General features: G+C 72.1%; 23 protein-coding genes. 9 read left to right on the forward strand and 14 right to left on the reverse strand.

Annotated features, from left to right (window positions below; translation table 11 throughout):
- Nucleotides 1-27 precede the first annotated feature (27 nt).
- Nucleotides 28-1,107: a succinyl-diaminopimelate desuccinylase gene (gene dapE, locus IF655_RS14000; protein WP_199585049.1), complete on the reverse strand. Its 1,080-nt coding sequence runs from the start codon at nucleotides 1,105-1,107 to the stop codon at nucleotides 28-30.
- A 73-nt stretch (nucleotides 1,108-1,180) separates the two neighbouring features.
- Here dapE and IF655_RS14005 point away from each other — a divergent pair, with 73 nt between their 5' ends.
- Together IF655_RS14005 and IF655_RS14010 are read left to right on the forward strand one after the other, a co-directional pair.
- Nucleotides 1,181-2,173, forward strand: coding sequence for a heavy metal transporter (locus IF655_RS14005; protein WP_199585050.1), 993 nt, complete (start codon nucleotides 1,181-1,183; stop codon nucleotides 2,171-2,173).
- 101 nt (nucleotides 2,174-2,274) lie between these two features.
- Nucleotides 2,275-2,565: a hypothetical protein gene (locus tag IF655_RS14010; RefSeq protein WP_374100287.1), complete on the forward strand. Its 291-nt coding sequence runs from the start codon at nucleotides 2,275-2,277 to the stop codon at nucleotides 2,563-2,565.
- 65 nt (nucleotides 2,566-2,630) lie between these two features.
- On the opposite strand, the gene dapC is transcribed toward IF655_RS14010, so the two are convergent.
- Together dapC and fdxA are read right to left on the reverse strand one after the other, a co-directional pair.
- Nucleotides 2,631-3,728: a succinyldiaminopimelate transaminase gene (gene dapC, locus IF655_RS14015; RefSeq protein WP_199585052.1), complete on the reverse strand. Its 1,098-nt coding sequence runs from the start codon at nucleotides 3,726-3,728 to the stop codon at nucleotides 2,631-2,633.
- 128 nt (nucleotides 3,729-3,856) lie between these two features.
- Complete coding sequence (fdxA, locus tag IF655_RS14020; RefSeq protein ID WP_018544323.1) at nucleotides 3,857-4,177, reverse strand: ferredoxin; 321 nt, start codon at nucleotides 4,175-4,177, stop codon at nucleotides 3,857-3,859.
- Between the two features lie 140 nt (nucleotides 4,178-4,317).
- Between fdxA and IF655_RS14025 the strand changes: the two genes are divergently transcribed.
- A complete protein-coding gene (locus IF655_RS14025) occupies nucleotides 4,318-5,370 on the forward strand; it encodes a GNAT family N-acetyltransferase (RefSeq protein WP_199585053.1) in 1,053 nt (350 codons plus the stop codon).
- Between the two features lie 8 nt (nucleotides 5,371-5,378).
- Entirely contained in the window at nucleotides 5,379-6,269 is an 891-nt protein-coding gene (locus IF655_RS14030; RefSeq protein ID WP_199585054.1) for a transglutaminase-like domain-containing protein, read from the forward strand.
- A gap of 214 nt (nucleotides 6,270-6,483) precedes the next feature.
- Here IF655_RS14030 and IF655_RS14035 read toward each other — a convergent pair whose 3' ends face one another.
- The 10 genes from IF655_RS14035 to IF655_RS14080 form a co-directional block, all read right to left on the reverse strand.
- Nucleotides 6,484-7,098, reverse strand: coding sequence for a DNA-binding response regulator (locus IF655_RS14035; protein ID WP_199585055.1), 615 nt, complete (start codon nucleotides 7,096-7,098; stop codon nucleotides 6,484-6,486).
- Complete coding sequence (locus tag IF655_RS14040; RefSeq protein WP_242488733.1) at nucleotides 7,095-8,279, reverse strand: sensor histidine kinase; 1,185 nt, start codon at nucleotides 8,277-8,279, stop codon at nucleotides 7,095-7,097. The genes IF655_RS14035 and IF655_RS14040 overlap by 4 nt, the downstream gene beginning before the upstream one ends.
- Nucleotides 8,280-8,284: 5 nt before the next feature.
- Nucleotides 8,285-9,028, reverse strand: coding sequence for an ABC transporter permease (locus IF655_RS14045; RefSeq protein ID WP_199585056.1), 744 nt, complete (start codon nucleotides 9,026-9,028; stop codon nucleotides 8,285-8,287).
- Nucleotides 9,025-9,963, reverse strand: a complete 939-nt coding sequence (locus IF655_RS14050; protein WP_199585057.1) for an ABC transporter ATP-binding protein — start codon at nucleotides 9,961-9,963, stop codon at nucleotides 9,025-9,027. Before IF655_RS14050 ends, IF655_RS14045 begins: the two co-directional genes overlap by 4 nt.
- Nucleotides 9,964-10,226: 263 nt before the next feature.
- Complete coding sequence (locus IF655_RS14055) at nucleotides 10,227-12,527, reverse strand: hypothetical protein (RefSeq protein ID WP_199585058.1); 2,301 nt, start codon at nucleotides 12,525-12,527, stop codon at nucleotides 10,227-10,229.
- Between the two features lie 152 nt (nucleotides 12,528-12,679).
- Entirely contained in the window at nucleotides 12,680-13,096 is a 417-nt protein-coding gene (locus tag IF655_RS14060) for a DUF6113 family protein (RefSeq protein ID WP_307814922.1), read from the reverse strand.
- Nucleotides 13,093-13,947 carry an N-acetyl-1-D-myo-inositol-2-amino-2-deoxy-alpha-D-glucopyranoside deacetylase gene (gene mshB / locus IF655_RS14065; RefSeq protein ID WP_199585059.1) on the reverse strand — a complete coding sequence of 285 codons (855 nt, stop codon included), beginning with the start codon at nucleotides 13,945-13,947 and terminating at the stop codon, nucleotides 13,093-13,095. The genes IF655_RS14060 and mshB overlap by 4 nt, the downstream gene beginning before the upstream one ends.
- A 31-nt stretch (nucleotides 13,948-13,978) precedes the next feature.
- Nucleotides 13,979-14,596: a Uma2 family endonuclease gene (locus tag IF655_RS14070; RefSeq protein ID WP_199585060.1), complete on the reverse strand. Its 618-nt coding sequence runs from the start codon at nucleotides 14,594-14,596 to the stop codon at nucleotides 13,979-13,981.
- A 64-nt stretch (nucleotides 14,597-14,660) separates the two neighbouring features.
- A complete protein-coding gene (locus IF655_RS14075) occupies nucleotides 14,661-15,647 on the reverse strand; it encodes a helix-turn-helix domain-containing protein (RefSeq protein WP_199585061.1) in 987 nt (328 codons plus the stop codon).
- A 213-nt stretch (nucleotides 15,648-15,860) separates the two neighbouring features.
- Entirely contained in the window at nucleotides 15,861-16,337 is a 477-nt protein-coding gene (locus IF655_RS14080; RefSeq protein WP_199585062.1) for an ATP-binding protein, read from the reverse strand.
- A gap of 140 nt (nucleotides 16,338-16,477) precedes the next feature.
- On the opposite strand from IF655_RS14080, the gene IF655_RS14085 reads away from it, so the two are divergent.
- From IF655_RS14085 to IF655_RS14105, 5 genes are read left to right on the forward strand one after another with little or no spacing between them, the layout of a single operon-like run.
- Entirely contained in the window at nucleotides 16,478-17,353 is an 876-nt protein-coding gene (locus IF655_RS14085; protein WP_199585063.1) for a helix-turn-helix transcriptional regulator, read from the forward strand.
- Nucleotides 17,350-17,556: a DUF397 domain-containing protein gene (locus IF655_RS14090; protein WP_199585064.1), complete on the forward strand. Its 207-nt coding sequence runs from the start codon at nucleotides 17,350-17,352 to the stop codon at nucleotides 17,554-17,556. Before IF655_RS14085 ends, IF655_RS14090 begins: the two co-directional genes overlap by 4 nt.
- A 52-nt stretch (nucleotides 17,557-17,608) precedes the next feature.
- The gene (locus tag IF655_RS14095; protein WP_199585065.1) at nucleotides 17,609-17,800 is read left to right on the forward strand and encodes a DUF397 domain-containing protein; all 192 of its coding nucleotides are present in this window, start codon (nucleotides 17,609-17,611) and stop codon (nucleotides 17,798-17,800) included.
- A gap of 18 nt (nucleotides 17,801-17,818) precedes the next feature.
- Nucleotides 17,819-18,010, forward strand: coding sequence for a DUF397 domain-containing protein (locus tag IF655_RS14100; RefSeq protein WP_199585066.1), 192 nt, complete (start codon nucleotides 17,819-17,821; stop codon nucleotides 18,008-18,010).
- Between the two features lie 50 nt (nucleotides 18,011-18,060).
- Complete coding sequence (locus tag IF655_RS14105) at nucleotides 18,061-18,603, forward strand: DUF11 domain-containing protein (RefSeq protein ID WP_199585067.1); 543 nt, start codon at nucleotides 18,061-18,063, stop codon at nucleotides 18,601-18,603.
- A 15-nt stretch (nucleotides 18,604-18,618) separates the two neighbouring features.
- On the opposite strand, the gene IF655_RS14110 is transcribed toward IF655_RS14105, so the two are convergent.
- On the reverse strand, nucleotides 18,619-18,813 hold the full coding sequence (locus IF655_RS14110) for a hypothetical protein (protein ID WP_018544306.1): 195 nt from the start codon (nucleotides 18,811-18,813) through the stop codon (nucleotides 18,619-18,621).
- Between the last annotated feature and the right edge of the window lie 120 nt (nucleotides 18,814-18,933).

Consider the following 18,933-nt stretch of genomic DNA (forward strand, 5'->3'; position numbering starts at 1 on the left):
GTGTGGTGCGGGCTCGGGCGGCGGGTTTCAGGCGGTCAGCCAGCCGCGCAGCCGCTCCTCGCCCGCGAGGATCTTCGCGGTCTCCACGCGCTCGTCCCGCTTGTGGGCCAAGTGGGGGTTTCCGGGACCGTAGTTGACGGCCGGGATGCCGAGCGCGGCGAAGCGGGAGACGTCCGTCCAGCCGTACTTGGGCATCGGGACGCCGCCCACCGCGTCGATGAAGGCGGCGGCGGCCGGGTGGGAGAGACCGGGCAGCGCGGCGCCGCTGTGGTCGTCGATCACGAACTCCTCGACGCCGCAGTCCGCGAACACCTCGCGGACGTGCGCGATCGCCTCCTCCTCCGAACGGTCGGGCGCGTAGCGGAAGTTGACCGTGACCACGCACTCGTCGGGGATGACGTTGCCCGCCACTCCCCCGCCGATGCGCACCGCGTTCAGACCCTCGCGGTACTCCAGACCGTCGATCACCGGCCACCGGGGCTCGTACGAGGCGAGGCGGGCGAGGATCGGGGCGGCGGCGTGGATGGCGTTGGAGCCCATCCAGCCGCGCGCGGAGTGCGCCCGCTCGCCCCTGGTCTTCAGCAGGACCCGCAGCGTGCCCTGGCAGCCGCCCTCGACCTGCCCGTCGGAGGGCTCAAGCAGGACCGCGAAGTCCCCTTCCAGCCACTCCGGGTGAGCCTCCGCCAGCTTCTTCAGACCGTTCAGCTCGGCGGCGACCTCCTCGTTGTCGTAGAACACGAAGGTCAGGTCGCGGTTGGGCGCGGGGACGGTGGCGGCGATGCGCAACTGGACCGCGACACCCGCCTTCATGTCGCAGGTGCCGCAGCCCCACAGCACGCCGTCCTCGTCGAGCCGGGAGGGCACGTTGTCCGCGATCGGCACGGTGTCGATGTGCCCGGCGAGGATCACCCGTTCCGCGCGGCCGAGTCCGGTCCGGGCGACCACGTTGTTGCCGAAGCGCTCCACCGTCAGATGCGGCAGACCGCGCAGGGCTGCCTCGATGGCGTCGGCGAGCGGCTTCTCGGTGCCGCTCTCAGAGGGGACGTCCACGAGCCGTGCGGTCAGCTCGGCGGCGTCCAGCGTGAGGTCAAGCGAGGTTTCGGCCATGCTCCCGACCCTAACGCGGGCGCCGTCGCCGTCCCCGTGCGAACGGGGTTGCGTACTCCAGTACCTTGTACGCGTGTCAGAGCCGTCCCCCTCCCGCCCCAGGCGCCGCGGCCGTGTCGTGCGCGTCTGTGCGGCGCTGGTCGTCCTCTCCGCCGTCGCCGCCTACCTCGTGGTGCAGTACGTCACCGGAGGCGGAGCCGCACGCGGCTGCAAGGTGGTCTCGGCGACGGACGCGCGCGTCTCGTACGAGTTCACCCCCGAGCAGGCGGGCAACGCGGCCACCATCGCCGCCGTCGGCACCGGGCGCGGGATGCCGTTGCGGGCGGTGACGATCGCGCTGGCCACCGCGCTCCAGGAGTCCGGGCTGCGCAACATCGAGCACGGCGACCGGGATTCGCTCGGTCTCTTCCAGCAACGTCCCTCGCAGGGCTGGGGTTCCGAGCAGCAGATCATGGACCCGGCGTACGCGGCGGGCATCTTCTACGCCCATCTCGCGCGCGTGCCGGACTACACCGAACTCCCGCTCACCGTCGCGGCGCAGAAGGTCCAGCGCAGCGGTTTCCCCGAGGCGTACGCCAAGCACGAGTCGGACGCCGCGCTGCTCGCCACCGCGCTCACCGGCTACTCGGCGGCGACCCTGACCTGCGACGGACGCTCCATGCAGGCGTCCGGCGCGGTGGGTCCCGACGCCGTACGGACCGCGCTGGTACGGGACTTCGGGCGCGACGCGCTCCAGGAGACCGGCGCGGAGGTGGGCGGTACGAGCGTTCCCTCGCCCTCGCCGTCCCCGAGCGTGACCGCGACCGCGCGCGGGCGGACGGTGACGGTTCCGGTGCCGCAGGGCGACAGGACGGACGCCAGCGGGCGCGACGAGCGGGAGCGGGGGTGGCAGCTCGCGCAGTGGGCGGTCGCCAACTCCTCCGCGCTGCGGATCTCCCGGGTGACGTACGCGGGGCGGGAGTGGACCGCGTCCAACGGCGGGGGCGACTGGCATCCGGCGCCGGGCGGGGGCACGGCGGGCGCGGAGTCCTCTCCGGCGAGCGTACGGATCGTCACCGGGCCGTAGTTATTGTCTTTTTACCTTGGGTGTCCGCAACCTTCGGCGGGTTCGCGCGGTAGTCACGGCAGAGTTCATCGCCGTTGATTGGAGCGACCATGTCTGTGCCTGTGAGCCGTCGGATTGCCCGTGCCCTGCTTCTCACCGCGGTGGGGGCGGTGGCGGGGGTCGGTGTCGCCGGGACCGCGGGAGCGGCGGCCCAGCGCCCGTCCGCGGCGCCGGGTCTCGGGGGGCTCAGCGCGCTGGACGGGGTGTCCCACCTCGCCGGGAACAAGGTCGTGCAGGACGCGGTGCCGGCGGCGGGGGCGGTCAAGAACGCGGCGCCGGCTGCGAGCAAGGCGACGGGGACGGCCGGGGGGCTGCTGGGGAACGTGTCCAAGAGCGGGCTGCCGCTCGGCTGAGGTTTCTTGGCTCGCGGGGTCCAGGGGTGCTGCTCCTGGACCCCGTTCGCCTGTGCGGGGCGCGGTTACGCCTTGAGCCTGAGGATCGCCTCGTCGATCCGCTCGTCCGTCGCCGTCAGCGCCACACGGACGTGCTGCGCGCCCGCCTCGCCGTAGAAGTCCCCGGGCGCGACCAGGATGCCCAGGTCCGCGAGATGCGCCACGGTGTCCCAGCAGGACTCGCCCCGGGTGGACCACAGGTACAGGCTCGCCTCGCTGTGGTCGATGCGGAACCCGTGGGCGAGCAGAGCTTCGCGCAGACGCGTACGACGGGACTCGTAGCGGGCCCGCTGCACGCGCACGTGCTCGTCGTCCGCGAGCGCCGCCGCCATCGCCGCCTGGGTGGGCGCCGGGATCATCATGCCGCCGTGCTTGCGGATCTCCAGGAGCGGCGCCAGGACGGCCGGGTCGCCCGCGAGGAAGGCGGCACGGTAGCCCGCCAGGTTGGACCGCTTGGAGAGGGAGTGGACGGCCACGATGCCGTCGTAGGAGCCGCCGTTGACGTCCGGGTGCAGGACCGAGACGGGGTCCGCCTCCCAGCCCAGCTCCAGGTAGCACTCGTCGGAGACGAGCAGGACGCCGTGGTCGCGGGCCCACGCGACGATCCCCGTGAGGTCGTCCTTGGAGAGGACCGCGCCCGTCGGGTTGGACGGGGAGTTGAGCCAGAGGAGCTTCAGACCCTCGGGGTCCAGATCGCGCGGGTCGTCGTAGACCTCGTACCCGGCGCGGGCGAGGCGGGCGCCGACCTCGTAGGTGGGGTAGGCGAGGCGCGGGTGGGCGACGCGGTCGCCGGGGCCGAGACCCAACTGGGTGGGGAGCCAGGCGACGAGTTCCTTGGAGCCGACCACCGGCAGGACGTGGCGGTGGGTGACGTCGCGGGCGCCGAGGCGGCGCTCCAGCCAGTTGGTGATCGCGTCGCGCAGCGCGGGCGTGCCCCAGACCGTCGGGTAGCCGGGCGAGTCGGCGGCGTCGATCAGCGCCTTCTGGATCTGCTCGGGGACCGGGTCGACCGGGGTGCCGACCGAGAGGTCGACGATGCCGCCGGGGTGCGCGGCGGCGGTCTTCTTGTACGGCTCCAGCTTGTCCCAGGGGAAGGTGGGGAGCCGGTCGGAGACTGCGGACACGGGACTTGCTCGCTTTCGTGGGTAACGGCGAACGCCTCGGTCCCGTACGGCGGTGGTCCGGGGACCGGGGCCGTACGGGACCGAGGCGGTGCTGTCTTCGTGCGGACCGCGCGGGCGCGGCCCCGGCGTCACTCGCCCTGCGGCGGCAGCGCGGCGACGAAGGGGTGGTCGCGCTCGATCAGACCGAGCTTGCTGGCACCGCCGGGCGAGCCGAGCTCGTCGAAGAACTCGACGTTCGCCTTGTAGTAGTCCTTCCACTCGTCCGGGACGTCGTCCTCGTAGAAGATCGCCTCGACCGGGCAGACCGGCTCACAGGCACCACAGTCGACGCATTCGTCCGGGTGGATGTACAAGGACCGCTGGCCCTCGTAGATGCAGTCGACCGGGCACTCCTCGATGCACGCCTTGTCCTTGACGTCTACACAAGGCTGCGCGATGACGTAGGTCACGCTGTCGTTCCTCCTCGATAGGGCGCTGGCGGGCCTCCTCAGGCTCCGCCGCCTGGCGCGCGGGAGCGCGGCGTCGTCGATGCCCGCCCCTAGTATCTCCGTTCCGGGACGTGATCCGAACAGAAGGGGTGGACCGACCAGTGGAAATATCGGCGCCAGGACGCCTCGAGGTCCGAATTGCCCCTGCTGACGTGGGCAAACGGGTCTCGGTGCGACGGTTGACGCAGACCGGGAGGCCGGGTGAGAAGTTCACCGACACGGTAGGTGTTCTCACATCATGGGACAACGGCGTGCTCATGATCACACAACGGGACGGCCGAACGGTACGGATTCAGGAATCCGGGCTCGTCGCGGGCAAGGTCGTTCCGGCTGTTCCCGCACGTCGGCGGGGTCCGGCGGCGGGGCAGGCGGAGCTGGCCCAGGTCGCCGCGCGGGCGTGGCGACCGGTGGAGAGCGAGCGGCTCGGGCAGTGGGAGCTGAGAGCCGCCGGGGGATTCACCCGGCGGGCGAACAGTGTGCTGCCGCTGGGTGAACCGGGTCTTCCGCTCGACGCGGCCCTGCTCGCCGTAAGACGCTGGTACGACGAGCGCGGTCTGCCCGCCTACGTCCAGACCGCGAGCGGCCCCGACGGTGTGCCGGAGCCGCTGTGCGCGGAGCTGGAGCAGCGCGACTGGACCCGGGAGGTCACGGCGGAGCTGTGGACCGGGGGTCTGGCGCCGGTCGCGGACCGGGCGGAGGGCGCCGGTGTGGTCCTCTCCCGCGAGGCGGACGAGGCGTGGCTCGCGCGGTACCAGCGCAAGGGAGTGAGCGACGTGGCCCTGCGGGTGCTCGGATGGGGGTCCCCCCGGTCGAGCGAAGTCGAGAGTGGGGAAGGACCGTCGGTGTGGTTCGCCACGGTGCCCGGCGCGGCGGGTGAGGCGCCCGCGGCGATCGGGCGGTGTGTCGTGGACGGACGCTGGGCGGGTTTCGCGGCGGTCGAGGTCGATCCCGCGCGGCGGCGGCAGGGTCTTGCCACCGAGGTGATGGCCGCGCTGGCACGGCGTGCGCTGGAGGAGGGCGCCTCGGCGGCGTGGCTCCAGGTGGAGGAGTCCAACACGGGCGCGCGGACGCTGTACGACCGTCTGGGCTTCGCCCCGCACCACGCCTACCACCACTACCGGGCACCGGACGGCTCCGGCGCCGGGCGGCCGTAGGAGGCGCCGTGGACGGCCAGGAACCGGCGAAGCGCCCGCCCTACCTCCCGCCTCCGTACCCGCCGCCCGCCGAGCGGTCGGCGGAGCTGCGGCGGAGGTTCGCGGAGGAGGCGCGCTCGTCCCGTCCGGACCTGTCCGCGCTGTGCCTGCTGATCGGCGCGGAGGCGGACGGCTCGCTGGACGAGGCGGGGCTGGACGCGGCACAACTGGCGCTGGACGAGCTGGCGGGGCGGGTGCCGTACCGTCCCGGCGGTCCGCGTGCCTGGGCCGAGGCGCTGGAGCGGCTGCTCGGCGAGGAGTGCGAGTTCCGGGGCACGGCCGGGGACTACGAGCGGCTGGAGTCCTCGCTGCTGCACGAGGTGCTGCGGCGGCGGCGCGGGCTGCCGATCCTGCTGTCGGTGGTGTGGCTGGAGGTGGCCCGGCGGGCGGGCGCGCCGGTGTACGGCGTGTCGCTGCCGGGGCACTTCGTGGTGGGGTTCGGTCCCTCGGGCGAGGAGATGGTCCTGGCGGACCCGTTCGACGGGGGGCGGCTGCTGACCCGGGCGGACGCCGACCTGCTGGTGGTGGGGGCGACGGGGGCGCCGCTGGATCCGGCGGCGCTGGTGCCCGCGACGCCGGTCGAGGTGGTCCAGCGGATCCTGAACAACGTGCGGGCGTGGGCCGCCGCCCGTCCTGAGCGCTCGGACATCGCCCTGCTGGCGGTGGAGTTGGGGCTGCTGCTGCCCGCGCATCCGGCGCGGCTGCGCTACGACCGGGCGCGGCTGCTCGTGCAGCGGGGCGCGTTCACGGAGGGCGCGGCGGAGCTGGAGGCGTACGCGGAGCTGGTCGCGGTGGTCGACCCGGTGGCGGAGGAACGGGCGCGGGCGCAGGCACGGGCGGCACGGGCGCTGCTCAACTGACGGCGGGGGCGGGCGTGGGAGTGGGCGTGGGCGGGGGCTTCACAGCCGGGAGCGCTGAAAGCACGGTTCACAGCCGGACGGGCGGTCGCTACCGGTACAGCCGTTCACAGCCGAGGACGCTGAAAGCGCGGTTCACAGCCGAGCCCCGCACGGCCAGGCGGCCCGCTCACAGCCGAAAGCGCTGAAAGCACCGCTCACAGCCGGAAACCCCGTTTCACAGCCACCCCTTCTCCCGTGCGATCCGCACCGCCTCCGCCCGGTTCCGTACCGCCAGCTTCTGGATCGCGGTGGACAGGTAGTTGCGCACGGTCCCCTGGGACAGGTGGAGGACCTTGGCCAGCTCGGCGTTGGTGGAGCCGTCGGCGGCGGCGCGCAGCACCTCGCGCTCGCGGTCGGTGAGCGGATTGGCGCCCTCGGCCAGCGCGGCGGCGGCGAGCGTGGGGTCGATGACCCGCTCCCCGTCGAGCACGCGCCGTACGGCGGCGGCGAGTTGGGCGGCGGGGGCGTCCTTGACGAGGAACGCGTCGGCGCCCGCCTCCATGGCGCTGCGCAGATAGCCGGGGCGCCCGAAGGTGGTGAGCACGACGAGCTTCACGCCGGGGTGCGCGCGGTGCACCTGGGCTGCCGCCTCGATGCCGGTGCAGCCGGGCATCTCGATGTCGAGCAGGGCCACGTCCACCCCGTGCTCGGCGACGGCGGGCAGGACCGCGTCACCGCGTGCCACCTGGGCCACGACCTCGATGTCGTCCTCCAGTCCGAGCAGGGCGGCAAGCGCCTCGCGGACCATCGACTGGTCCTCGGCGAGGAGGACCTTGATCGTGCGCGTCATGCCCCGGATCCTACGTCCGCCCCGGCGGCCACGGGGACGCGGGCGACCAGCCGGAAGCCGCGCCCGGCCCGCCCCGCCTCCAGGCTCCCGCCCGCCTTCTCCAGCCGCTCGGTGAGCCCGGTGAGCCCGTTGCCCGGCACGGTGGCGGAGCCGCCCGAGCCGTTGTCCTGGACGGTGAGTTCGAGGACCGGACCGTCCAGGGTCTGGCGGCGCAGCAGCTCGACGGCGCAGCGGTCGGCGCCGCTGTGCCGGACCACGTTGGTGACCGCCTCGCGCAGGGTCCAGGCGAGCGCCGCCTCCGCCTCCTCGGGGACGCCGGTGAGGTCGGGTTCGGCGGGGACCTCGCAGACCACTCCGGCGGCGGTCAGGGCGACCTGGGTGCCCGCGAGTTCGGCGGCGAGCCGGGGGCGCCGGTAGCCGGTGACCGCCTCGCGCACGTCCACCAGCGCCTGGCGGCTGACCCGCTCGATGTCCGCGACCTGCTGCGCGGCCTTCTCCGGCTGTTCGGGCAGCATCCGCCCGGCCAGCTCGCTCTTCAGCGTGATCAGCGAGAGGGAGTGGCCGAGCAGGTCGTGCAGGTCGCGGGCGAGGCGCAGGCGCTCCTCGTTGGCGGCGAGCTGGGCGACGGTGGCCCGTGCCTTGCGCAGCTCGACGGTGGTGCGCACGAGCTGTCCGACGCCGACCATCGCGAACCCGATGAGCGCCACCAGGAGCAGCAAGCCGCGGGCCTCGGCTCTGTCGGAATGCAGTCCGACCAGGTACATCAGCCCCGCCGACGCCGGGATCGCCCAGTAGGTGGCCCGGGGCGGCAGGGTCGCCCCGCAGGCAACCGACAGGTAGACGAACAGACCGAGCCAGGCGCCGCCGAGGGTGTAGGCGAGCAGCGGGGCGAGGACGCCGAGGACCAGGAGCAGCACGATCACGACGCGCCCGGAGTACGGCCGTCCCATGTTGCGGAAGACCAGGCTCAGATAGACGCCGACGAAGGCGGTCAGACCGAGTGCTCCGCCCCAGGTGGCCGCGGTGCTGTGGTGGCCGTCGACCAGGTCCTGGACGGGCGAGCTGAGGAAGACCAGCCAGACGCCGATCCACAGCAGCTTCACCCACAGCTCGCGCCGGGTGCGCGGCGGACGCCCCATGGGGGTGTCCAGCGCGTCGGACGTCCGCCGGTCTTCCGTCATGACGCTCACGCCTTCAGCGTGTCCTTCCGGTACAGCCAGGCCGCCCCGCCCGCGAAGAGGACGAAGTAGACGGCGAGGACGGCGACGTCCCGCGCGTGCGGGGCCTGGCTCTGTTCGATCGCGCGTCCCAGGGCAGCGTACGCGTGCGTGGGAAGCCAGTCGGCGATGTCCTGGAGAAGCTTCGGGAACCCGGTGGAGGGCATCCACAGACCGCCGAGCAGTGACAGCGCGAAGTACACGATCATCGTGATGGGGCGCACGGCGTCTCCGGAGGCGAGGTAGCCGATGGCGACGCCGAGCGCGGCGAAGACCAGGCTGCCGGCCCAGATGACCCCGGTGAGGGCGAGCCACTGCCAGGCGTCGAGGCGTACGTCCTTCACGGCGGCGGCGACCACGAACACCATGACGATGGACGGCAGGCTCACCACGGCGGCGCTGGCGGTCTTGGCGAGGACGTAGCCGTGGCCGGGCAGCGAGGTGAGCCGGAGCTGGCGTACCCAGCCGCTCTCGCGCTCCTTGGCGATGCGCTCGCTGTTGCCCATGAGGACGGCGGTCAGGGCGCCGAAGGACGCCATGGAGACCATCAGATAGGTGGCCACGGTCAGACCGCCGCTGCCGTCGACCTTGGCGTTCGGACCGCCGCTGCTGGAGAAGATCAGGAAGATGATCGAGGGGTAGAGCACGGAGAAGAACAGGAACTTGCGGTTGCGCAGGGCGCGGGTGAGTTCGAGCTTGATCAGCGGATTCATGCCTGCTTGGCCTCCTCGGCCGCGGTGAGGGCGACGAACGCCTGCTCAAGGCCGAGTCCGGCCACTTCGAGGTTGCGGGGGTAGACGCCGAGTCCGTACAGGGCGTGCACGGTGGCGTCGGCGTCGGTGGACTGCAGGCGCACGGTCTGCCCGGAGACGTCGGACGAGGTGAGGAACGGCAGTGCGGCGAGCGCGGTCTCGTCGATCTCGCCGTCCAGGTCGAAGGCGATGCGGCGGGCGCCCGCGCGTGCCTTGATCTCGGCGGCGGTGCCGTCGGCCAGCAGGCGTCCGCGGTGCAGCACGAGCACGCGGTCCGCGATGGCGTCCGCCTCTTCGAGGTAGTGGGTGGCGAAGAGGACGGTACGGCCCTGGTCGGCCTGCTCGCGCATGGTGGCCCAGAACGCCTGGCGGGCGGAGACGTCCATGCCGGTAGTGGGCTCGTCCAGGACGATCAGGTCGCTGTCCCCGGCGGTGGCCAGCGCGAAGCGGACGCGCTGGACCTGGCCGCCGGAGAGCTTGTTGACCTTGCGGTCCGCGATCTGGGTGACGCCTGCGCGGGCGAGGACGTCGGCGGGCTTGTGCGGCTTGGGGTGCAGCGCGCAGGCGAGGCGGACCAGTTCGGCGACCGTCACGTCCTCCATCAGCCCGCCGCTCTGCAGCATGGCGCCGACCCGCCCGGCGGTGATCGCCTCGCGCGGGGTGGTGCCGAACAGCCGGACCGTGCCGCTGTCGGGGTGCTTGAGCCCGAGGAGCAGGTCGAGGGTGGTGGACTTGCCCGCGCCGTTGGGACCGAGCAGGGCGACGGTCTCGCCGGGGTGCAGCGTGAGCGTCAGACCGTCGACCGCCCGCACGCTGCCGTAGGTCTTGGTCACCTGGTCGAAACCGGCCACCGCCGCGGGTGTGGTGGTGGCCGGGGGTGCCGCTGTCGTCGTCATGCCGACCATGGTGGCGGGAGGGGGCGGGGGCGGGGCAGTGTCGGGGGTCCATGGTGCGGGATGACATCTGTCATGCGGATGCCGTGACAGCACGTGTGGGGTCTGCACATGTGGGAGCCGCACATGTGGGTGCCACACATGTCGGAGCCGCACATGTGGAAGCCGCACATGTGGAAGCCGCACATGTCGGAGCCGCACATGTGGGTACGGCGAAGGGGCCGCCCGGCGCTGTGCCGGACGGCCCCTTCTTCCGCCGGGACCCGCTAGTTCGGGTTGGTGTCGATGACCGCGGTCCGGTTGGAGGTGCTCAGCAGTGCCTGGCGCAGGGCGCCGTAGACGTCCTGGACCGTGACGGGCGTCTTCTGCCCGGTGGCGCGGGTGATCAGGACGTCGTCGAAGGTCTTGCCGTACAGCTCCTTCAGCGCGGCTTGGTCGGGGGCGTCGACCAGTTTGCCGCCGGAGACCGCCTTGACCCGGAGGAACTTCCACAGGGAGTTCTGCGGGCTGAAGACGACCTGGTGGGCGGCGTCGGTGCGGACGGTCACCAGTCCCGACATCGCGGGCTTGGCGAACTCCTTCATCTCCCGGTCGACCTCGGCCTTGGAGACCGTCGGCTGCTTCTCGGTGGTCGGCACGGTCACCGGGATCGCGTCGCCGGTCTCGACCAGCGTGCGGTACGCCTGCCGGACGGCGTCGGTGGAGCGGGCGGCGTCGATGGCCCGGCCCGCCTTGCCGTACACCGGCACCGCCTTGCCCGCCTCGAACTTGATGCCGCCCTCGACGACCGACCCCGAGCCGCCGCCGGTGTTCTCCAGCGCCGCCTGGAGCTTCTCCTCGTCCACCGGCATGACCGGGTCGACGACGCGCTTCTGGCCGAAGAGGGAGCCGATCACGGAGACCGGGTTGTAGTCGCTCTTGGCGGCGTCACTCACGGTCGCCTGGTAGTCGAACTGGAGCCCCGCCTTGTCGGGGGTGAGGGAGACGGTCTTGCCGCCCACCTCCAGGCGCAGCGGCTTGACGACGCTCCTGCCGAACGCGTCGTCCAGCTTCTTGACCGCGTCGTCGCGGGTGCCGCCGCCGATGTCGACGCCGAGCACGGTGGTACCGCTGGGCACGTCGCTGCGGTTCATCAGCAGACCGGCGCCGTAGGCACCGCCCGCGACGACGACCACGGCGGCGACGAGCAGGACCAGCTTGCTGCGCCCCTTCTTCTTCGGCTTGCCCTTGGACTGCGCGGCGGGGGCGGGCGGCTTGGGCGCCGCCGGACCGTCGGGACGGACGCCGGGGGCGAACGGGGTGCCCACTGTCGCCGGTGCGCCGCTGCTGACGGTGGGTCCGGAGACACCGGGCGGGCGGTGTCCGAGAGCCGCCTGGGGCTGCGGGGTCAGGACCGCGGTGTCCTCGCCGAGGGCACCGGCGGGCGCGAACGGGGCGCCGCCGGAGGCGCCGGGGGCGCGGAAGGCGGGCGGTCCGTCGAAGGGCTCGCCGGGCTCCAGACCACGGGAGCCGGGGGCGCCGGGACGGCTGCCGAGGGGGGCGTCGCCGGTGACCGGACCGCCGGTCGGACCCGCGGGACCCTTCGGACCGGGCGCGCCGGGACCGCCGGGACCGTTGAAACCGCCTGTGCCGCCGGGACCGCGCCCGCTCGCACCGCCGGTGGCGCCGCCACGGGCGGGACCGTCGGAGAAGTACGGCAGGTCGTCACGGGTGGGCTCGCCGCCGGAGGCGCCGGAGGCACCCGGACCGGGCGGGACGCCGGGTCCGCCGGGACCGCCCGAGGAGGCGCCGGGAGCACCGGGACCGCCGGGGCGCGGACCGCCGCCGAGCGGACCGGAGGACAGCGCCTCGGTCACGTCGAAGGAACCGGTGCCGCCGCCGTGCCCGGGGGCGACCGGACCGCCGGTGGCACCGGGCAGCCCGGCACCGTTCGTACCGCCGGGACGACCGGCACCGGCGCCCGGACGGGTCGGCAGCGGAGGCGTGGCGCCGCCCGGACGGGTCGGCAGCGGGGGCGTGCCGGAGGCACCGCCGGACGGACGGGTCGGCAGACCGCCGCCCTGGCCACCGGCAGGGAGCGCGGGCGCGGAACCGGTGGCACCACCGGCACCACCCGCCGCGGCGCCGCCGGGCATCCCGGCACCGTTCGTACCGCCGCCGCCCGGAGCACCGCCCTTGGGACCGGACTTGCGGGGCGCGAACCAGTCGCTGGTCTTCTCCTCGGGCTGCGGGGCGGCGGGCTCGGGAGCGGGTTCGGGGGCGGGCGTCTCCGGCGCGGCGGCTTCGGGCCGTGCCTCGACGGCCGGTTCGTCCCCGGCACCCTCGCCGTCCCCGACGGTCTTGCGCACGACCACCGGCGGGATGGGCCGCGATCCGGGGATGTTGATCCGGATGCGGGTGGTCAGCGTGGTCTCCGTCTTGCGCTCCTCGGAGCGCGCGCCCGAACGGCCCGCGTCCGTACCGCCGTCGGCGGCGGCGGGGGTCCCGTACGGCGGCGTCCCGGAGGGATATGCGGCTCCGCCGCGCCCGTTGCTCCCGGAGGACGGAGTGTCAGTTTCACGACTCAAGGCAGGTTCTCCCGGTTGGCTCCGCCGCCCGTCACGACCTCAGCGGGCTTCTCGGCGGCGCGCACCACCATACTGGCCACTTCTGGCGCGTATCCCACGACCGTCGGGGAAATGCGCACCGGACCCGCACGGTTGTCGCACGAAGTGGTACGTCAGTTGCCAAGTCGACCGGAGCGCGCGGGGGGTTGCCGCCCCGGGGCGAGGGTGGCGCAGATCACAGCGATGGCCATGCCGCCGAGCAGGAAGAAGTAGGAGCCGCCGCCCGCGCCGAAGAGGAAGTCGCCCTCGGGGCGGCTGGCGGTGAGCAGGACGACGGCGAGGACCCAGCCGATGACCGGCGCGACGGCACCGGAGCGGGCGCCGATCGCGTACGCCCCGCCGAGGAACGCCCCGGCGGCGCCCGCGAGGGCGAGCAGCAGCCCGCCCGGGAACCAGGCGTCCTGGATCAGCGATCCGGCGAGCCCGGTGACCGCGCCGAGCAAGAACAGCCCGAACAGTCCGAACGCCCGCCCGGCGGAGGGCGGTCGCAGCGGCTGCGCGAGCATCGACCCGCGTCCGTCCCCGCTCACGACGCCACCTCGATCCCGTCCTCGGTCCCGGCGAACAGGTCGCTCTCCCCGTGCTCGCCCGCGCCGCGCGCCAACTCGTAGTACTCGGTGGTGAACAGCGGCTGCGCGAGGTCGTTGGAGAGCGCGAAGTACGGTCCGGCGACGGTGATCTGGGTGGCGTGGGCGCGCATGGCGGCTGCCTTGGCGGCGGCGTACGCGGTGCCGTCGACGGCGGTCGTGATCCGCGCGTCCTCGACGACACCGGGCAGGTCCTCGACGGCGGCGCTCTTCGGGAAGGGCAGCTCCGGCAGCTCCTCGGCGAGCCGGGCGAAGCCCTCCTCGGCGACCGAGCGCGGGATGCGGTTCCAGTACACCTTGGCGACCTCGTGCCCCCGCCCGGCGGCCAGCTCGACGGCGCGCATGGCGACGCGGTGGGCCTGGATGTGGTCGGGGTGCCCGTACCCGCCGTTGTCGTCGTACGTGACGACGACCTGCGGGCGGACTTCCACGATGACGTCCGCCAGCGCCCCTGCCGCCTCCTCGACGTCCGCCTGCCAGAAGACCCCGGGCTCGTCGTTGTCGGGCAGCCCCATCATCCCGGAGTCGCCGTACCCGAGCAGCCGGACGTCGGTGACGCCCAGCTCGCGCATGGCCGACGCCAGCTCCTCGCGCCGGTACTCCCCCAGCGCGGTCCCGCTCAGATGCGCCAGCTCCGGCGGGATGACCTCCCCCCGCTCCCCGAGCGTGCAGGTGACCAGGGTCACGGCGGCGCCCTCGGCCACGTACTTCGCCATGGTCGCGCCATTGTTGATCGACTCGTCGTCCGGGTGCGCGTGCACCAGGAGCAGCCGCCGGGCGGGGAGATCCGTCATGGGACCAGCGTACGAGCCCGGGCGGCCGGGTTCAGGAGGCGGGTTCGGGGGCATCGCCGTCCGCGTAGCGCGGCAGACCGTCCGTCGGGATGGTCCAGTCGGCGATGGTGACGTCCTCGCCGTAGACGAAGTCCTTGCGGGTGGCGTAGCGGGGGCCGTCGGGGGTGGGGTGGATGTCGGTGAAGACGGCGCCCTCGCCCGTGCGCGGATCGAAGATCGCGAAAACGGGGATGCCCATCAGGGGGTAGTCGCGGGTCTTGCTCACCCAGTCGTTGTCCGGGTTGGAGCGGGAGACGACCTCGACGGCCGCGACCAGCGCACGCGGATCAATGGATCCCTCGGTGTCCATGTCCATCTCGGCGATCACCATGATGTCCGGGCGGCGCATGACGCCCTCGGGCTCGTCCTCCACGTCGGGCTCACCCGTGTGCGCCACGATCTCCTCCGGCATCACCTTTTCCAGGCGCTTGCGGAGCCGCAGCGTCGTCAGCTCGTGCCGACCGATGGGCGACATCATGTCGTGGACGATTCCTTCCTTGGTGACCTCGAACTTGCCGGGCAAGGTGTCGTCCATGGACTGAACGAAGTCCCGCATGGCCTGGTACCGGTGGGAGGGGGCGTGCTGAGCGTTGTCCGCAGCGGTGGTCATGGCGCTCGCTCCTCATGTGTGCCCGGGGGGTCTGTGCCCTGAGGCGGGGATCGTCGCTTTCATGCTAGGCGCCGGCGGGAGAAGCGGTCCGGCAGCCGCGGCACAGCCCCGGATCGGGCGCGCGGAAGACGCGTTCGCAGCCGTCGCAGGTCTGGAGGGGGTGCCGGACGGGTGTCGGGGCGACGGCCGGGCGGAACGGCGGCGGGGGTGGCAGGAGGGCGGTCAGGCGGTGGGCCAGGAGGGCGGCTGGGCGGCGCAGGGGGCCGTCGGGGAGGCCGGTGGTGAGGGCGTGGCGTACGCCTGTGGGGGTGACGTCGCGCTCCAGCCAGGCTGCTACGCCGGGCGTCAGGTGGGCCGTGTCGGCGGTGGAGAGGAGCAGCCGTACGTCGCTTCGACGCAGGTCCGCGAGGAGGCGGGCGGCGGTCTCGAACAGCGCGGGCGCGGTGCAGGAGGGGGCGGGAACGGCGGGGAGGGCCTTACGGCGGGTGGGGGCGCCGCTCGGTGCGCAGCCGGGTGATGCCTCGGAGGGTGGGGCGCTCTGGTGATCGGGGCGGGCGGTCCGGCCCTCGGTGGCTGTCCGGTCCTCGTCTTCGTGGCCGGAGTGGGGGCGGTGGCCCTGGTCGTCGTCCTCCCGGCCGGGGCCGTTCGCCCGGTGAGGGTGACGGGTCGCGGGCTGGTTGCAGGACACCGTACGGGTGATGATGCGCCCGTCGGGGACCCGTTCGCGCTGGCGGCGCAGGTACCCGTGTTTCTCCAGCTCGCGCAGCGCGGCGGCGATGCGGACGGCTCCCTCGGGGAAGCGCGCGGCCAGGCTCTTGATGTCGACGCGGGCGCCCTTGGGCAGCGACTGGATGTGGCAGCCGAGGCCGATCGCCAGCAGGGAGAGGTCCTCGTGCTGGGCGAGGTGGTTGCCGATCACGGTGAAGCGGGCGGTGTGACGGGAGTTGTCGTGAACGAGGCCGCCGCCGGGGCGGTACCCCCGGTTCGGGTGCGTGTTGCCCGCAATGCGGGACCGGGCGCGTGAGGGCGCGTTAGAGTTCTGTGTATCCATCGGGGAAGGTGCATTCTTCCTTGGTGGTCAGGCCCTCGCACTGGGAAGCCACTCCCGGCGGGGGCCGACGTATGTCTGCGGTTGTTTGCGCTGAGCGTAGAGCCGTCGGGGGTGGCAATTGCCAGCGGAATCGGTGATGTTCACCCGCCAGAGTGAGAGCGCCCCGCGGGGTACTGGTGGGGTTGGGTGGGGTGCCTTTCCACCAGGTTCTTTTCAGGTCTGTTGATCGCTGTGGTCACCAGAACCCGGGTGGCCGTGCTCCGGTGCCGAGAGGTCCAGCTCGGCCCACACGATCTTGCGCGGGAAGCTGTCCTCCGCCACACCCCAGCGGTCGGCCAGGGCGGCGACGAGGAGCAGACCCCGCCCCGACTCGGCGTACGGGTCCGGCTCGCGGCACTCCGGGAGGCGGTCACCGCGCGTATCGGTGACCTCGATACGGAGCGTGCCGCCGGAGAGGGCGAGCGCCATCCGGAAGCTGCGACCGGGGAGGCGGCCGTGGGTGGCGGCGTTCGCCGCCAGCTCCGCCACGATCTGACTCGCCTCCCCGCCCGGCACCCCCCAGCTCCGGAGCTGATCGGCGGCGAGCAGCCGGGCGAGCCGGGCGCCTCGCGGCGTGGACGAGAACAGCAGGCTGAAGTCACCCGCAAGGTGGGCTAGTTGGGCCGTGGCCCCGGTGTTTTCCTCATTCACATCACCCAGGGTTGCCGCATCGCCCTACCGTGAAGAGTGAACGCACCGTCGCGTACGGTCACTGTCGGCGCTTGGTCCGGGGGTGTCCATCCTGTCGGCAGCCGGTGCGGGGGCGGTACGACGCACCGGAGGAGTTGCGCATGTCGGTGGACGGCGAGGCGGTACGGATCGCGGCGGAGTCGGACGAGTCCGGCTGGGAGGTCGAGCCGGATGACGAGTGGGGCGCGGCTGTCATCGCCACGGTGGGACGGCAGTTGAAGCTACGACGAGAAGCCGCGGGGATGCGGGCGGCGGAGTTCGGGGCGGCGATCGGGTACGGCGAGGACCTGGTCTACAAGATCGAGAGCGGCAAGCGGATTCCCCGCCGGGAGTATCTGGACAGGGCGGACGAGCTGCTGAAGGCGAACGGGCTGATCTCGGCAGCCTGGGAGGACGTGAAGAAGGTCCGCTATCCCCGGAAGGTGCGGGAGCTGGGGAAGCTGGAGTCGCAGGCGGTGGAGATCGGGGTGTACGAGTGCAACAGCATCAACGGGCTGTTGCAGACGGAGGATCACGCACGAGCACTGTTCCAGGCGGCTCAGCCTCCGTATTCACCGGACGACGTGGAGCGCATGGTGGCGGCGCGCGTGGCCCGGCAAGCGGTCTTCGAGCGTTCGCCCGCACCGGCACTCAGCTTCGTCCTCGAAGAGGCGGCTCTGAAGCGTCCCATCGGAGGCACAATGGTGTGGCGCCGACAGCTCGAACGCGTGCTGGAGGTAGGAGAGTTGCACAATGTGGTCCTTCAGGTGATGCCGAACAACTGCACCACCCATTCGGGGCTGGACGGCCGGATCGAACTGCTGAAGTTCGCGGACGGTTCAGCGGTGGGCCGGTCCGACGGCGCCTTCAACGGCAGGCCGACCTCTGATCCCAAACACCTGCGCATCCTTGAGCTGCGGTATGGCACGATCCGGGCTCAGGCACTCTCACCAGGGGAGTCGCTGGCCTTCATCGAGCAACTGCTGGGAGAGAAATGATCCGCAAGACCGCTGACGGGCGCGCCTCCGAGCTGACGTGGTTCAAGAGCAGCTACAGCAGCGGCAACGACGGCAACTCCTGCGTGGAAATCGCCGTCACCCCCGGCACGATCCACGTACGCGACTCCAAGCACCAGACCGGTCCCCAGCTCGCCCTCACTCAGGCGACATGGACAGCCTTCGTCTCGACTGTGCGCCACTGACACCGATCGGCCCCGGCACGGGCACGCCGGGGCCGACAGAACGGGGAGCCTCATGAGCCAAGACGCCACCGACCTGAAGTGGTTCAAGAGCAGTCACAGCGGCGGCAACGACGGCAACTCCTGCGTGGAAATCGCCGTCACCCCCAGCACGATCCACATCCGCGACTCCAAGCACCAGACCGGTCCCCAGCTCGCCCTCACCCAGGACACGTGGACCACCTTCGTCACCGCCGTACGCAACTGACGCCGAACGGGGAGCTTCATGCGCGAAGTCGCCACAGACCTGGCGTGGTTCAAGAGCAGCTACAGCAGCGGCACGGACGGCAACTCCTGCGTGGAAATCGCCGTCACCCCCGACACGATCCACATCCGCGACTCCAAGCACGAGACCGGTCCCCAGCTCGCCCTCACCCAGGACACGTGGACCGCCTTCGTCACCGGCGTACGCGCCTGACGCCACCGGGCGGTGTTGAATGTCCTTCCGGTGACCGGGAGGGGGCTCGGGTGGCTGTATCCGACGAGGCGAAGCACGCGACGAAATGGGCATTCATCGGAGCCGTGGCAGCGGCGATCATCGGCGCCCTCGCCGTACTCATCCCGGTGTACTTCCCCGGCGACGACGACCCGGCGGACGCCAAGGGCACGAACGTACCCGCGGGAGCACCAGAAGGCGTGGCCCAGCCGACGGGACCGGGACAGGTCGTCTACAAGATCCAGTACGTGAATGACGGCGACGTCCAGCAGGACCACGTCATCGTGCGGCTGAAGCTCCCGGCGGGGGCGGTGTACATGCTCGGCACGACGCAGTTCGCGGCGAGTACGACACACGGCAAGTGGACGTCCCAGACCCTGGACACCGTCGCGAAGCAGGGGATCGACATCGGCTCGTACGCCCCCGGCGGAAACGCCTACCTGAGGTTCGTCGCCCACGTGGACCAGAAGACCGCCGGGCTCTGTTCCTCGTCGGGTCTCACGGCCACCGTGAAGGCATCGGCAAAGGACGGAAAGTCCAGCGGCTCCTCGCTGTCCGTAGAGGTGACCTGCTAGCCGAGGTCGGACCCCTCAGAACTTGATGCTGCCGATCATGCTCGCCACGTTCGTCGTCAGCTCGCTGATCGTCGGGGCGATCGTCGAGGAGGCGAGGTAGAAGCCGAGGAGCATACAGATCGCCGCGTGGCCGCCCTTCAGTCCTGACTTTTTGATCAGGAGGAAGACGATGATCGCCAGCAGCACCACCGCCGAAATCGAGAGTGCCACGGCGGCTCACCTCCAAAGAATCCCGGGGACGCGGGGGGTTCGGACTATGGGGGTTGTCGTTCGGTTCCGCACCGGTGGAACAAGTCCACACGGACGCCGCCTGGTTCATACCCACGCTGC

The organism is Streptomyces sp. DSM 110735 (genome assembly GCF_016482685.1).
Taxonomy (GTDB): Bacteria; Actinomycetota; Actinomycetes; order Streptomycetales; family Streptomycetaceae; genus Streptomyces.